Annotated in this window: 14 protein-coding genes; 5 read left to right on the plus strand and 9 right to left on the minus strand. The window is 62.7% G+C overall.

Features of this window, described 5'->3' with window-relative positions; all coding sequences use genetic code 11:
• Positions 1 to 159: 159 nt before the first annotated feature.
• The 4 genes from EJ076_RS34020 (at position 160) to EJ076_RS34035 (ending at position 2,296) form a co-directional block, all read left to right on the plus strand.
• Positions 160 to 1,191 (plus strand): sensor histidine kinase, encoded by a 1,032-nt coding sequence (locus tag EJ076_RS34020; protein WP_164548801.1) that lies wholly within the window; start codon positions 160 to 162, stop codon positions 1,189 to 1,191.
• A 139-nt stretch (positions 1,192 to 1,330) separates the two neighbouring features.
• Positions 1,331 to 1,510 carry a hypothetical protein gene (locus tag EJ076_RS34025; protein ID WP_126070810.1) on the plus strand — a complete coding sequence of 60 codons (180 nt, stop codon included), beginning with the start codon at positions 1,331 to 1,333 and terminating at the stop codon, positions 1,508 to 1,510.
• 129 nt (positions 1,511 to 1,639) lie between these two features.
• Entirely contained in the window at positions 1,640 to 1,966 is a 327-nt protein-coding gene (locus EJ076_RS34030; protein WP_109665132.1) for a hypothetical protein, read from the plus strand.
• A gap of 84 nt (positions 1,967 to 2,050) precedes the next feature.
• Entirely contained in the window at positions 2,051 to 2,296 is a 246-nt protein-coding gene (locus EJ076_RS34035) for a YMGG-like glycine zipper-containing protein (protein WP_109665127.1), read from the plus strand.
• A 94-nt stretch (positions 2,297 to 2,390) separates the two neighbouring features.
• Here EJ076_RS34035 and EJ076_RS34040 read toward each other — a convergent pair whose 3' ends face one another.
• The 4 genes from EJ076_RS34040 to xylF form a co-directional block, all read right to left on the minus strand.
• Entirely contained in the window at positions 2,391 to 4,037 is a 1,647-nt protein-coding gene (locus tag EJ076_RS34040; RefSeq protein WP_126070811.1) for a CHASE domain-containing protein, read from the minus strand.
• Positions 4,038 to 4,165: 128 nt separating this feature from the next.
• Positions 4,166 to 4,966 carry an ATP-binding cassette domain-containing protein gene (locus tag EJ076_RS34045; RefSeq protein ID WP_109665486.1) on the minus strand — a complete coding sequence of 267 codons (801 nt, stop codon included), beginning with the start codon at positions 4,964 to 4,966 and terminating at the stop codon, positions 4,166 to 4,168.
• An 11-nt stretch (positions 4,967 to 4,977) separates the two neighbouring features.
• A complete protein-coding gene (locus EJ076_RS34050; protein ID WP_109665119.1) occupies positions 4,978 to 6,330 on the minus strand; it encodes a sugar ABC transporter permease in 1,353 nt (450 codons plus the stop codon).
• A gap of 246 nt (positions 6,331 to 6,576) precedes the next feature.
• Positions 6,577 to 7,617 (minus strand): D-xylose ABC transporter substrate-binding protein, encoded by a 1,041-nt coding sequence (gene xylF / locus EJ076_RS34055; protein WP_126070812.1) that lies wholly within the window; start codon positions 7,615 to 7,617, stop codon positions 6,577 to 6,579.
• Between the two features lie 270 nt (positions 7,618 to 7,887).
• On the opposite strand from xylF, the gene EJ076_RS34060 reads away from it, so the two are divergent.
• Positions 7,888 to 9,135: an ROK family protein gene (locus tag EJ076_RS34060; RefSeq protein WP_109665113.1), complete on the plus strand. Its 1,248-nt coding sequence runs from the start codon at positions 7,888 to 7,890 to the stop codon at positions 9,133 to 9,135.
• Positions 9,136 to 9,151: 16 nt separating this feature from the next.
• Here EJ076_RS34060 and phoB read toward each other — a convergent pair whose 3' ends face one another.
• From phoB to pstC, 5 genes are read right to left on the minus strand one after another with little or no spacing between them, the layout of a single operon-like run.
• Entirely contained in the window at positions 9,152 to 9,841 is a 690-nt protein-coding gene (gene phoB, locus EJ076_RS34065; protein WP_010911896.1) for a phosphate regulon transcriptional regulator PhoB, read from the minus strand.
• 19 nt (positions 9,842 to 9,860) lie between these two features.
• Positions 9,861 to 10,568 (minus strand): phosphate signaling complex protein PhoU, encoded by a 708-nt coding sequence (phoU, locus tag EJ076_RS34070; RefSeq protein ID WP_109665110.1) that lies wholly within the window; start codon positions 10,566 to 10,568, stop codon positions 9,861 to 9,863.
• A 25-nt stretch (positions 10,569 to 10,593) separates the two neighbouring features.
• Positions 10,594 to 11,397, minus strand: a complete 804-nt coding sequence (gene pstB / locus EJ076_RS34075) for a phosphate ABC transporter ATP-binding protein PstB (protein WP_126070813.1) — start codon at positions 11,395 to 11,397, stop codon at positions 10,594 to 10,596.
• Complete coding sequence (gene pstA / locus EJ076_RS34080; protein ID WP_126070814.1) at positions 11,394 to 12,245, minus strand: phosphate ABC transporter permease PstA; 852 nt, start codon at positions 12,243 to 12,245, stop codon at positions 11,394 to 11,396. The genes pstB and pstA overlap by 4 nt, the downstream gene beginning before the upstream one ends.
• Before the next feature lie 3 nt (positions 12,246 to 12,248).
• Positions 12,249 to 13,232, minus strand: a complete 984-nt coding sequence (gene pstC / locus EJ076_RS34085; RefSeq protein WP_126070815.1) for a phosphate ABC transporter permease subunit PstC — start codon at positions 13,230 to 13,232, stop codon at positions 12,249 to 12,251.
• Positions 13,233 to 13,296: the final 64 nt, after the last annotated feature.

Genomic DNA, 13,296 nt, shown 5'->3' on the forward strand with positions numbered 1-13,296 from the left:
AAGCCGCACCCCTCAAACGGTTTCCAGCCACCGCCGGGCGGTATCCTGCAAAGGACACCGTCCGGCGGACCGTTTTTGGCGGCTGATTTTCGGGAGACCTCTTTTGGAACCCATTCAACCGTGAGCCGTTCAGCCTGAGTTGGGTGGACAGATTGGCCGATGCGTTCCAAAACCGGAGATAGGAAGGACGACGTGCAAAGCGATGAAGTCATCGCCCTGCATCCTGCCGAAAGCGGCATGCAGCTTGGACGGGCTCTTCTCCATGCGTTGCACAATGCCGGTATTTCCGTTCTCTACCAGGATCGGGAGATGAAAACCGTATGGGCGCGCAACATGCGCGCGCCCTGGGTTTCCGACACCGCCGACAGCAACGGCATCCTGCCGGCGGCGCAGGCCGACCGCATTGGCGCGGCCAAGCGCGACGTCATCGCATCCGGTAACCCCCAACGTCTGGAGATCAGCGTTCCCGTCGAGGATGGCATCCGCTGGTTTCAAGTCTGGATCGATGCCGACCACGGCGATGGCGGCACGGTGCAAGGCGTCGTCACCACGATGGTCGAAACGACCGAGCAGAAGCGCCGTGAGCAAACCCTGACGACGCTGCTGCGCGAAGTCAGTCATCGCTCGAAGAACCTGCTGGCGATCATTCAAAGCATAGCCACCCAGACCGGGCGCTACTCCGATGGCATCGGTGATTTCCTGACACGCTTTCGCGGCCGGCTGCAGTCGTTGGCTTCGTCTCAGGATCTCGTCACCTCTTCCAACTGGCGGGGTGCTGCACTTCGCGAACTGGTATCGGGGCAGGTTGGTCGCTACGGCGGGGATCCGGTTCGCAGTCTGCGTTTTCAGGGAGCAAACCCTTATCTCAATCCGAATGCTGCCCTGCATATCGGCCTTGCCATGCATGAGCTCGCCGTCAACTCGGTGAGCTATGGCGCCCTGTCGCGGCCCGACGGATTCGTAGAGGTTACAGCCAACCTGACCGCCGACGACACTGGGACCTCCCTATCTCTGACATGGGCCGAAGCAATCGGAGCCAATGATAACAGGCGTAGCGAGAAGCGCTTTGGCAGTGTCGCACTCGAACGGGTCGTGCCGGCGTCGCTGAATGGTACGGCGACGCTTGAAATCGCGGCCGGGCGCCTCGAATACCGCCTTGTCGTTCCGCACGGCAATTTCGAGACGGATTGAGCGACCCACACCTGCGCCAAGTCCTTAACCGACTGTTCACCATAAAAGCCGATGCTATATTTCCCAGATACCGCTGGAACCTGTTGCATCTTCGAACATTTCCGCAGCAGGACTTGCAGCATGGTGCGGGAGGAATGCCTTGACGGTTGCGGACATGAACAGACTGGAACAGGCCGCTCGGTTCTCCATGGGCGAGTTTGAAGACTCCGAGGCATCCGCGCCGCCGCCGCCTCCTGTTCCTCACGCTTCGTTGCGCCTTGTCGTTCTCGGTCTTGCCGCGCTGATCGTCGCGGCCGTCCTCTTCCAGCTGGCTTACTGACCTCCGCGCAACCTGCGGCCTTGGTCGATTCATGTTAATTCGCTGGCCATGTTAATTCGCGGATAGGTCTTGCAGTGCAGGAACTTTGCGGAATGTGGACCGTTACTGTGGCGAGAGGACGTTTTCGCCATGGAACACATCGCCGCATTGCTGCTGGTCATCGGCTGCTCGAACACGATGGCCGATTGCCGTGAGCTTCAAGTCCCTGTCAGTGTTTTCGAAACCGCCGACCAATGTGTCGCCGAACGCCCGTTCGCCATGGGCGACGTGCAGGGGCAGGCCGAACATATCGTCGCCAAATGCCTTACGGTCGACCCGGCGCTCGAAGACGACTACGACCAGGTGGTGTGGAAGGTCGGCCCGGACGGCAGTCTTGACGCATCCTTGGAGATCTCAAATATCGTCGTTGCGTCAAACACGGCGCGCCCCGAAAAAGACTATCTTAGCCAACAATAAATTCGAGCGGGCAACGGGCGCCATTTCATGCTAAATGGCGGTTGGAGCTTATTAAAGTGAGGACACAAAGTGAGGAGTGACTCTATGCGGAAGATGCTTATTGCCATGGTTGCTGTGGTCGCGGTCAGTGGCTGCACCTCGACCGAGCAGGACGTGGTTGGCGGCGGCTTGATCGGCGCCGGTGTCGGCGGCTTGGTCGGCGGCGGCAAGGGCGCGCTGATCGGCGCGGCCGTTGGTGCCGGTTCCGGCCTGCTGGTGCGCAATCTGCGCAATGGCTATTGCCAGTATCGCGATCATCGCGGCCGGATCTACACGGCGCGCTGCAACTAGTTCGGCGATAACCGAGACCTGATCCGGAGACCGGTTCGCCGGCCTCCGGATTTTGATTGTTTGGTGCTTGATCCTGGCCGCCTGACGATCACTGTCAGTTTGCCAGAGGGATTTTGATTTCCACGTTCAGCCCATTGGCCCGGAAATCACGCTTGATCGTGCCGCGCAATTCGCGCGTGACGTTGAGATCGATCAGCTTGGTGCCGAATCCGGTCTTGGCGGGTGCTTCGAGTTTCTTCTGCCCGGTTTCGCGCCAGTTGAGAGCCAGCGTCCTGTCGCGCCCGCGCCCTTCGAGCGACCAGTCCACCTTCAGCGCCCAGTCGCCCTTCAGGGTATTGGCCGAATTGCCGGCTTCGCCGTATTTCAGCGCGTTCGTCGCCAGTTCGTGGAAGGTGAGGCCGAGCGCTTGCGTCGTGGTTTCGTCGAGCAGCACCTGTGGCCCCGACAACAGCTCATCGGGCAGATCCTTGCCGAACACCTGACCCAGTTCGATGCGCAGGAGATCGCCAAGATCGGCCTTCTGCCAGCGCGAGCGCGTCAGCATGTCCTGGGATGCCGCCATCGCCTGCAGCCTGGCCGAGAAGGATGCGGAAAACTCGTTGACGTCGGTGGCCCGCGATGCCGTCTGGCGCGCGATCGCCAGCACCCTGGTGATCGAATTTTTGATGCGATGCTTCATCTCCTGCAGCATCAGGTCTTTGTCGAGCAGGCTCTTTTCCGTCGTTTCGTGCAAGCGCGACGCCGCCTCATAGGCCCGCTCCTGATAGCGCGCCACCAGCGCGATGGCGCCCGCCAGCAACAGGCCGAACAGCCCCAGCATAACCGGAATGGCGCGCGACGACGGCTGCGAGAAGGCGCTCGTCGGCCGGAACAGGACAGTCCATGGCCGGCCGGCCACCATGATCTTGCGGGTGACCAGCAGCCTGTCCCCAAAGGTCGAAGCCGGTGGCGTCTCCGACCGGAACAACAGATTGTCGCCGTTCACCGCGCCGTCGCCATCGTAGATTTCGGTGTTGACAGGCAGCAGCGGCGACCGGCTGAGCGCGGTCTGGAACAGGTCGCGAGCCCGAAAGGCCGCATAGAGAAAACCGGCTGTGGAGGATCTGGACGCATTGATGACGTCGGGTGCGGTTTCGACATTGAGCCGCACGAAGACGAGGAAGCCGGTGAACGTCTGCGCGGCACCTGTGTCCTGGCCCAGTTGCACCAGCCCGCTGGCGTGCTGGTGGTCATCCGACATCGCCTTTTCGATCGCCGCGCGCCGCACCGGTTCACTGAACATGTCATAGCCGATGCTGCCCTGGTTGGACGGGTCGAGCGGCTCGAACAGCACGATGGGGGTGCGCCAAGGCTGCGTGGTGTCAGGATAGATTGGATGGTTGACGCCATGGTCGCGCAGCATATCGCGTTCGACCGCCGCCTCGTCTCCAGCCTTCGCCAACCTGACATAGCCGATGCCGCGCAAGCCGGCAAAATTGTTGTCGGCATCGAGCGCTTTGAAGAACGCCTTGAACTCGTTGCCGGAAATATCGCCGTTGCGGGCGTCGAACAGGGCCTGCGTCGAGCGCAACAGCGACAAATGCAGGTCGATGCGGCTCTCGATTCGGTTGAGCGCGTCGTCGGCCGTCGCTTCGAACTTGATGCGGGCGGCTTCTTGCGTCGCGAAATAGGCAAACCCCGCCATCGTCATGCTGATCAGCGCAACGGCGATGAACGCGACGATTGGAAAAAGCTTCTTCAACGGATGATGTGGTCCCTGAGCGAATAGGGACCTTTATGGGCAAGTCGCCGTGCCAACACAATGGCAGGGCCAAGCCATGCTGACGGCTAGCATATCACGAGTCTGGCAACCCGCGACCTGGTCTGACCTCAGGCAGCGATCTTCAGCGCCCCCGGTCCGGGAATGGCACCGGGCGGGCATTTGCCCAGAATGATCATGCCGAGCACCTCGTCCTGGGTCACATCGGTGGTGCGGGCTGTGCCGACGACCTGGCCGTTCTTCATGACGCAGACCCGGTCGGCAAGTTCGAACACATCGTGGATATCGTGGCTGATCAGGAAGATGCCGATGCCGTCGGACTTGAGCTGCTTGACCAGCTCGCCGACCTGCGCCGTTTCCTGCGGACCAAGCGCTGCCGTCGGCTCGTCCATGATCAGGATGCGTGCGTTGAACAGGATGGCGCGCGCGATCGCCACCGATTGCCGCTGGCCGCCCGACAGTTTGATCACCGGCTCCTTGAAGCGCTGGAAGCGGGGATTGAGCCTCCCCATCACCTTGCGCGCCTCCGCCTCCATGGCAACGTCGTCGAGCGTGCCCCAGGCGGTCATCAGCTCGCGGCCGAGGAACAGATTGGCGGCGGCATCGACATTGTCGGCCAGCGCCAGCGTCTGGTAGATCGTCTCGATGCCGTATTTCTTGGCGTCGCGCGGGTTGGAGATCGACGCTTCCTCGCCATTGACGAAGATCTGCCCGGCATCGCGCTTGTAGGCGCCGGACAGGATCTTGATCAGCGTCGACTTGCCGGCGCCGTTGTGGCCGAGCAGCGCCACGACCTCGCCGGGGAAGAGATCGATCGAGGCGTCGTCGACGGCGCGAATGCCGCCAAACGCGATCGAGATGTTGCGCATATCGATCAGTGCTGTGGCCGCAGGAGCAATCTTGTCAGTCATGGCCATGCCTCCTAGACGCGCTTGCGATAGACGGTGTCGAGCCAGACGGCGATGACCAGCACGGCGCCGACGACAATGCTCTGCAGCGGCGAGTCGACGCCGAGCAGCACCATGCCGGACTGCAGCGACTGCATCAGCAGCGCGCCGAGCATGGCGCCGATGATCGTTCCCGAACCACCGGCGAGCGACGTGCCGCCAATGACGGCGGCGGCAATGACCAGCAGCTCGTCTAGCGTTCCAAGCACGTTGGTCGCCGAATTCTGCCGGGCCGAGGAGATCGCGGCGGCGATCGTCGCCAGCACGCCCATGATCATGAACACCTTCATGGTGATCCAGCGCGTGTTGATGCCGGCGAGATTGGCAGCCTCGGGATTGCCGCCGATGGCAAAGACATAGCGGCCGAAACGCGTGCGGTTGGTGATGAAGGTCATGACCAGCCCGACGGCGATCGCCATCAGCACCGGTATGGCGATGCCGTGAGCGATGAACAGGCCGCCTTCGGGCACGGTGATGTTGTTGGCGGCCGCATACCGGTTCACGATGCCGATCGGCCACGGATAGGAGTTGGCGAGCCAGACCGCACCCATGATGACGGCACAGGTGACGACGCCGAGCAGCGTCTCGGCCCAGATCGGACGCAGCGGAAACCGGAAACGCTTGCGCTGCACCCGCCCGTTGAAAAGCGCAAACACCACGGCGAGGCAGGCCACGATCCCGACGACCCAGCTCCAGGTCGCGCCGATCGATCCCGACGGCCCGCCGCCCATGAGCTGGAAGGTGGCGTCAAGCGGTGCCACCGTCTGGCCTGATGTGACCCACCAGGCAGCACCGCGCCAGACCAGCAGTCCGCCCAGCGTGACGATGAACGCCGGCACTTCGAGATAGGCGATGACGAAGCCTTGAAAGGCCCCGATCAGCAGGCCGAGCGCCAGGCCGATGACCAGCGCCAGAACCCAGATCCACGGATTGCCGAGTTCGAGCCCGACAAACCGCACCAGGAAATGCACCTGGGCAAATCCCATCACCATGCCGATCAGGCCCTCGGCGGAACCGACGGACAGGTCGATGTTGCGCATGACGATGACCAGCACCATGCCGCAGGCCATGATGGCGACCGCCGATGTCTGTACCGACAGGTTCCAGAGATTGCGCGGCGTCAGAAAGGTGCGGCTGTCGAAATCGAGCGGATTGACGCCGAGGCGCAGGCTGGAAATGACATGCAGCCCGATCCAGATGATCAGCAGGGCGCCGACCATGCCGAGCATGCGGGTGTCGATCTCGGTCGCCTTCAGGAACCGGGCGACCACGCCGAGCTCCGACGCACGCGCGGTGTCGGCCTGCGGGTTGGACGTCGTGTCGGTCATGATTTCCTCCCACCGGCTGGCCGTCTGACGCGGATGCCGGAACCCAGCCTTGAACGGTTCACCGATTCCCGGAAACGCCGAACCGTTCTATCTCTTTGTTTTGACGCAATTCCGGACGGAAAACCGCTACGCACTTTTCCTGGAATTGCTCCCGAAGCTATCCGCGTGATGCGGAAATACAAATCTTTTTGAGAAAACGCCGCGGCTTTTGGGCCGCGGCGTTCAGATATTTCGACGTGATCCAGATCAGTTACAGGCCGCGACGGTGCCGGCGGCGACGCCCGCGCAGACTTCGTCCTTCTTGATCCAGCCGGCGGCGATGACGACGTTGAGATTGTCCTTGGTGATGGCAACCGGGGTCAGGAACAGCGACTTGACGGTGTTGCCGCCCGGTGTCGTGAAGTCCTTGGCGCCGGCAATGTCGCTCGTCTTCTTGCCGTCGGCGAGCTGCGAGGCGATCTCGGCGGCGTTCTTGCCGAGTTCGCGCGCGTCCTTCCACACCGACACGGTCTGCGTGCCGAGTGCGATGCGGTTCAGCGCGGCGTGGTCGCCGTCCTGACCCGAGACCGGCACGGTGCCGGCAAGGCCCTGCGCCGTCAGTGCCGCGACGACGCCGCCGGCGGTGCCGTCATTGGCCGCGACCACGGCGTCGACCTTGTTGTCGTTGGCGGTGAGGAACTGTTCCATGTTCTTCTGGGCGTTGGCGGGCAGCCAGCCGTCCGTATAGGCCTCGCCGACATTCTTGATCTTGCCGCTGTCGATGGCTTCCTTGAGCACTTCCATCGAGCCCGAGAACAGGAAGTCGGCATTCGGATCGGCACCCGAACCCTTGATGAAGACATAGTTGCCTTCCGGCTTGACCTTGAACACTTCGCGGGCCTGCATGCGGCCGACTTCCTTGTTGTCGAAGGTCAGGTAGAAGACGTCCTTGTTCTCGATCAGACGGTCATAGCCGACGACCGGAATGCCTTCGTCCAGCGCCTTCTGCACCGCTGGGCCGATGGCCGAGGCATCCTGCGCCAGGATGATCAGCGAATTGGCGCCCTGCGAGATCAGGCTTTCGACATCGGTAAGCTGCTTGCCGGGATTGGACTGCGCATCGGCGGAGATGTACTTGTCGCCGGCAGCCTCGATCGCCGTCTTCATGGCGGCCTCATCGGTCTTCCAGCGCTCTTCCTGGAAGTTGGACCACGAAACGCCGATGACCTTGTCCTTCGCCTGCGCGACCGACGCGAGCGTCAGCGACATGGCGACACCCGCCAGGATGGCGGCTGTGAATCTTTTCATAATATCCTCCCTGCGCCGCGTATGGCGCGACCAAACTGACCCGAAGGCCGGCACAGAGGCCCTATTTTTTCGAGCCCCGAAAAAATACTGGTCCAACACCCGAACGCTGTCAACATCGATTCTGATGGATTTTGATGTGCTCGCGAATTTTTTTCGAGCCCCGGAATAAATAAATGACAGAGTGGGCGGCTTCTGCCAGTATTTGACTGCGTTGCCGACAGCGTTCGAGGGGCACGGAGAACCGCGGCGACCGGGAGGACTTGAAGAAACATGTCGGTCGGAATCCGCCACGACGATTTGCGCCGGCGCAACCGGGCGATGGTGATTGCGGCCGTGCGCCGCGCCGGACAGCCGTCCCGCACCGAGATCGCAGCGACAACCGGCCTTAGCCACTCGACCATATCGGCTATCTCTTCCGACCTGATCGGGGAAGGCATCCTGACCGAAAGCAAACCAAGCGAGGCCGGCTCGCTCAAACGCGGCCGGCCGCAGGTTGGCCTCAGCCTCAATCCGGAAGCGGCGGCGGTGATGACCGTGGTGCTGTCGCTGAATTTTCTCTCCGTCGCCGTCATCGACTATGCCGGCCAGGTGATATCAGAGGAACAGCGCCGGCTGGACACGCTGACCATGTCGCGGGACGCGCTGATCGGCGAATGCACGGCAATCGTGCGGCGCCGTCTCGAGGACCCTGATCTCGACGTCCGCAGCATCGCCCGCATCGCGCTGGCAATCCAGGGCATCACCGACACCCGCTCCCGCGCCATGCTGTGGTCGCCGATCACGCCGCACACCGACATCGCCTTCGCCGACATACTCGAGGACGAGTTCGGCATCCCCGCCACCATGGAGAATGACTGCAACATGATGGCGATAGCGCTACGCTGGCGCGATCCTGATCGCTACCGCGACGATTTCATCGCCATCCTTTTGTCGCATGGCATCGGCATGGGCCTGGTGCTGAAGGGCGAGCTGTTCACCGGCACCCATTCCTCGGGCGGCGAGTTCGGCCACATGATCCATCAGCCGAAAGGTGCGCTCTGCCGCTGCGGGCGGCGCGGCTGCGTCGAGGCCTATGCCGGAAACTACGCCATCTGGCGCAACGCCAGGCAGCTGGGCGAGGACGCAGAACCCGTCGCTGATGTCAGCGACGCCGACATGCGCGCGCTGGCGACCGCGGCCCGCGAAAGGGATGGCCCCGAGCGCGAGGCCTATCGCAAGGCCGGCGAAGCGCTCGGCTACGGTCTCGGCAGCCTGTTCGCACTGATCGATCCGGCGCCCGTCGCCATGGTCGGCGTCAGCGCCGCTGCCTTCGACCTGATCGAGCCGGCATTGCGCGAGGCGATTGCCCAGACCGCCGGCGGCCAGCACTCGAAATCGATTTCCTTCGACACCGAGCCGAACGAACTGCCGCTGATCCGCGAAGGCTGCGCCATGCGCGCACTGACCTTCGTCGACCAGGAGATTTTCGCACCGGGCGTGCAGGCGAGAGCTGGCCTCGTCGGCAAGAACGTGGCGTGAGTTCAAACGAGGGAGCTCAGTCTTCCCTGATCGCGTAGCCCGCGCCTCGGATCGTGCGGATGACATCGGGCATGCGGCCGTTGTTGACCGCCTTGCGCAGCCGGCCGACATGAACGTCCACCGTGCGCTCGTCAATATAGATTGTCTCGCCCCAGACATTGTCGAGCAGCTGGCTGCGCGAGAACACACGGCCGGGATGACGCATCATGAACTCTAGCAGGCGGAATTCTGTCGGTCCGAGCCGGATCTCGCTCTTCTTACGATAGACCCGGTGCGACTCACGATCGAGCACGATGTCGCCGACCTTGAGCACGCTGGATAGCACTTCCGGCTTGGCCCGGCGCAGCAGCGCCTTGACCCTGGCCATGAATTCCGGCGTCGAGAACGGCTTGACCAGATAGTCGTCGGCGCCGGTCGACAGGCCACGCACGCGGTCGCTTTCCTCGCCGCGCGCGGTCAGCATGATGATCGGCAGCCGCTCGGTCTCGGGACGCATCCTTAGCCGACGACAGAGTTCGATACCCGAAACCGCAGGCACCATCCAGTCGAGCACCAGAAGGTCGGGAACGTTCTCCTGCAGCCGGATCTCGGCCTCGTCGCCGCGCGTCACCACCTCGACCTGGTAACCCTCGGATTCCAGATTGTAGCGGAGCAGCACGCCTAGCGGCTCCTCATCCTCCACCACCATGATGCGTGGCGCGATCATCGACTGGTCACCCCTGTCGTCATGCCGCCGGCGCGGACATTGCCGTCTCGTCCTGCTTCGGGCGATTGGCGGGCAGCTGCGTGCCGGTCAAAACATAATAGGCATTTTCAGCGATGTTGGTCACATGGTCGCCGATGCGCTCGAGGTTCTTGGCGCAGAACAACAGATGCGTGCAGGCAGTGATGTTGCGCGGGTCTTCCATCATGTAGGTCAGCAGTTCGCGGAACACCGAGGTGTATTTGACGTCGATGCGCTCGTCGGCGGCGCGCAGTTTCGCCAGGGCCGCGGCGTCGCGCGCCGCATACTCCTCGATCACGCCCTGCACCTGGATCAGCACCAGCTGGGCCATTGCGTCGATGGAATGCGACAGGTCACGCGGTGTGACGCTGAGGCCGACGGTGCCGACGCGCTTGGCGATGTTCTTGGCAAGGTCGCCGATGCGTTCGAGATCGCCGGCCATGCGGATCGAACCGACGACATGGCGTAGATCGTCGGCCATCGGCTGCCGCTTGGCGATCAACGTGATGGCGCGGTCGTCGAGCTCGCGCTGGCGCGCGTCCATGATCGCATCGTCGGAGACGACGCGCTGTGCGAGGGCGTTATCGGAATTCAAAAGCGCCTTGGTGGCACCACCGACCATCGAGCCGGCGAGATCGCCCATATCGCTGATGAGCCTGCTGATTTGTCCGAGATCCTCGTCGAAAGAAGCGACTGTGTGTTCGCCCATGATCTTGTCCCTCGTATGCCTGAACTCAGCCGAAGCGGCCGGTGATGTAGTCCTGCGTGCGCTTCTCGCGGGGCGACGTGAAGATCTTCTCGGTGCGGTCGAACTCGACCAGTTCGCCCAGATACATGAAGGCCGTCTGCTTCGACACGCGCGCCGCCTGCTGCATGTTGTGGGTGACGATGACGATCGTGTAGTCGGCTTGCAACTCGTCGATCAGCTCCTCGATCTTGGCGGTCGACAGCGGGTCAAGCGCCGAGGCCGGCTCATCGAGCAGGATGACTTCCGGCTTCACCGCCACGGTGCGGGCGATGCAGAGCCGCTGCTGCTGACCACCGGAGAGGCTGAGGCCGCTGGCGTTGAGCTTGTCCTTGACCTCGGTCCAGAGTGCTGCGCGCTTCAGCGCCTGCTCGACGCGGCCGTCCATCTCGGACTTGCTGAGCTTCTCATAGAGCCTGACGCCGAAAGCGATGTTTTCGTAGATCGACATCGGAAATGGCGTCGGCTTCTGGAACACCATGCCGATCTTGGTCCGCAGCAGGTTGAGATCCTGCGAGCGGTCGAGAACGTTCTGGCCGTCGAGCAGCACCTGACCTTCGGCGGTCTGCTTGGGATAGAGTTCGTAGATGCGGTTGAAGACGCGCAGCAGCGTCGACTTCCCGCAGCCCGAAGGCCCGATGAAGGCGGTGACGCTGCGCTCGGGCAAGGACAGCGTGATGTCCTTCAGCGCCTTCGACTGGCCGTAGTAGAAGTTGAGGTTCTTGACCTCGATCTTGGCCTTGGCGGTGGCCTCGGCGGCGATCGTCATGTCTGGAGACAACATCTGGCTCATTTGTCCTCTCTGCGTCCGGTCAGGCTGCGAGCAACGATGCTGAGCGCGAGAACCGTCAATGTGATGATGAGTGCACCGGTCCAGGCCAGTTGCTGCCATTCCTCGTAAGGGCTGAGAGCGAACTGGAAGATGGTGACAGGCAGGCTGGCCATCGGCGCGTTGAGATTGCTCGACCAGAACTGGTTGTTGAGCGCCGTGAAGAGCAGTGGCGCCGTCTCGCCGGAGATACGGGCGATCGACAGCAATATGCCGGTGACGATGCCGGAAAGCGCGGCGCGGTAGGCGACCGACTTGATGACCACCCAGCGCGGCGCGCCGATCGCGGTGCCGGCTTCGCGCAAGGCGTTCGGCACCAAATTGAGCATGTCTTCGGTGGTGCGCACGACAACCGGGATGACGAGGATGGCGAGCGCGACTGCACCGGCGATCGCCGAGAAATGCCCCATCGGCCGCACCATCAGTTCGTAGACGAACAGGCCGATGATGATCGATGGCGCCGACAACAGGATGTCGTTGATGAACCGCACCACGGTGGTCAGCTTGGAAAAGCGACCGTACTCAGCCATGTAGGTTCCGGCCAGCACGCCGATCGGTGTGCCGACGATGACGGCGATGACGGTCATCACCACGCTGCCATAGATGGCGTTGAGCAGGCCGCCGGCGTCGCCGGGAGGCGGCGTCATCTGCGTGAAGACGTCAAAGGACAGGCCGGCGGCGCCCTTGTAGACCAGCGCGCCGAGGATGAGCGCCAGCCAGGCTAGGCCGATGCCCGCCGCGGTGACGCACAGCGTCATCATCACGGCATTCTTCCTCTTGCGGCTCTGGTGAAGCGATGTGGCTGTCGACATCGGTCAGGCTCCGGTGCGGGCGTCGATGCGCATCAGCATGTAGCGGGCGATGGCAAGGATCAGGAAGGTGATGACGAACAGGATCAGGCCGAGCGCCACCAGCGAAGAAGTGTAGAGGTCGCCGACGGCTTCGGTGAATTCATTGGCGATGGTCGCCGAGATCGTCGTCGCCGGCGCGAACAGCGACGTCGAGATGCGGTGCGCGTTGCCGATGACGAAGGTCACCGCCATGGTTTCGCCGAGCGCGCGGCCAAGGCCGAGCATGACGCCGCCCATGATGCCGATCCTGGTGTAGGGGATAACCACGCGGCGGGTCACTTCCCAGGTCGTGCAGCCGATACCGTAGGCCGACTCCTTCAGCACCGGCGGCACTGTGTCGAAGACGTCCTTGGTGATCGAGGTGATGAAGGGCAGCACCATGATGGCAAGGATGAGCGACGAGGTCAGCAGGCCGATGCCGTAGGGCGGACCGGCAAACAGGCTGCTAAGCCCTGGAATACCGTGGAACACGCCGATGATGAAGGGCTGCACGGTCGTCTGCAGGAACGGCGCCAGCACGAACAGGCCCCAGATGCCGTAGATGATCGACGGGATGCCGGCGAGCAGCTCCACCGCCATGCCGATCGGCCGTCGCAGCGGGCGCGGGCAAAGCTCGGTGAGAAAGATGGCGATGCCGATGCCGAGCGGCACGGCAATCAGGATGGCGATGGCGGAGGTGATGATGGTGCCGTAGATCGGCGCCAGCGCACCGAATTTCTCCGTCACCGGGTTCCAGCTTTCGCTGGTCAGGAAGGAGAAGCCGAAGGTCGACAGGGCTTGCCAGGATCCGGCAAACAGCGAGATCGCAACGCCGCCGAGCAGGACCAGCACCAATATGGCAGCGGCCCGGGTCATCCCGTGGAAAATCGAGTCCGTCAGCGCGAACCGTCTGACAATCGCGTCGCGCGAACCTCGAATGGCTGGCAAGGCTTCCTGGACAGCGCTCATGTGAAGCTCGGCTCTTTGTGTTGAGGGACGAATAAGGAGCGCCGCGGTGCGGCGCTCCTTTGGA

The organism is Mesorhizobium sp. M7D.F.Ca.US.005.01.1.1 (genome assembly GCF_003952545.1).
Classification (GTDB): Bacteria; Pseudomonadota; Alphaproteobacteria; order Rhizobiales; family Rhizobiaceae; genus Mesorhizobium; species Mesorhizobium loti.

Excerpts from the sequence above, each read along its gene's own strand:
- EJ076_RS34020 (WP_164548801.1), top strand. The coding sequence starts at position 160 with ATGCGTTCCAAAACCGGAGATAGGAAGGACGACGTGCAAAGCGATGAA.
- EJ076_RS34030 (WP_109665132.1), top strand. The coding sequence starts at position 1,640 with ATGGAACACATCGCCGCATTGCTGCTGGTCATCGGCTGCTCGAACACG.
- EJ076_RS34035 (WP_109665127.1), top strand. The coding sequence starts at position 2,051 with ATGCGGAAGATGCTTATTGCCATGGTTGCTGTGGTCGCGGTCAGTGGC.
- EJ076_RS34045 (WP_109665486.1), bottom strand. The coding sequence starts at position 4,966 with ATGACTGACAAGATTGCTCCTGCGGCCACAGCACTGATCGATATGCGC.
- EJ076_RS34050 (WP_109665119.1), bottom strand. The coding sequence starts at position 6,330 with ATGACCGACACGACGTCCAACCCGCAGGCCGACACCGCGCGTGCGTCG.
- xylF (WP_126070812.1), bottom strand. The coding sequence starts at position 7,617 with ATGAAAAGATTCACAGCCGCCATCCTGGCGGGTGTCGCCATGTCGCTG.
- EJ076_RS34060 (WP_109665113.1), top strand. The coding sequence starts at position 7,888 with ATGTCGGTCGGAATCCGCCACGACGATTTGCGCCGGCGCAACCGGGCG.
- phoB (WP_010911896.1), bottom strand. The coding sequence starts at position 9,841 with ATGATCGCGCCACGCATCATGGTGGTGGAGGATGAGGAGCCGCTAGGC.
- phoU (WP_109665110.1), bottom strand. The coding sequence starts at position 10,568 with ATGGGCGAACACACAGTCGCTTCTTTCGACGAGGATCTCGGACAAATC.
- pstB (WP_126070813.1), bottom strand. The coding sequence starts at position 11,397 with ATGAGCCAGATGTTGTCTCCAGACATGACGATCGCCGCCGAGGCCACC.
- pstA (WP_126070814.1), bottom strand. The coding sequence starts at position 12,245 with ATGTCGACAGCCACATCGCTTCACCAGAGCCGCAAGAGGAAGAATGCC.
- pstC (WP_126070815.1), bottom strand. The coding sequence starts at position 13,232 with ATGAGCGCTGTCCAGGAAGCCTTGCCAGCCATTCGAGGTTCGCGCGAC.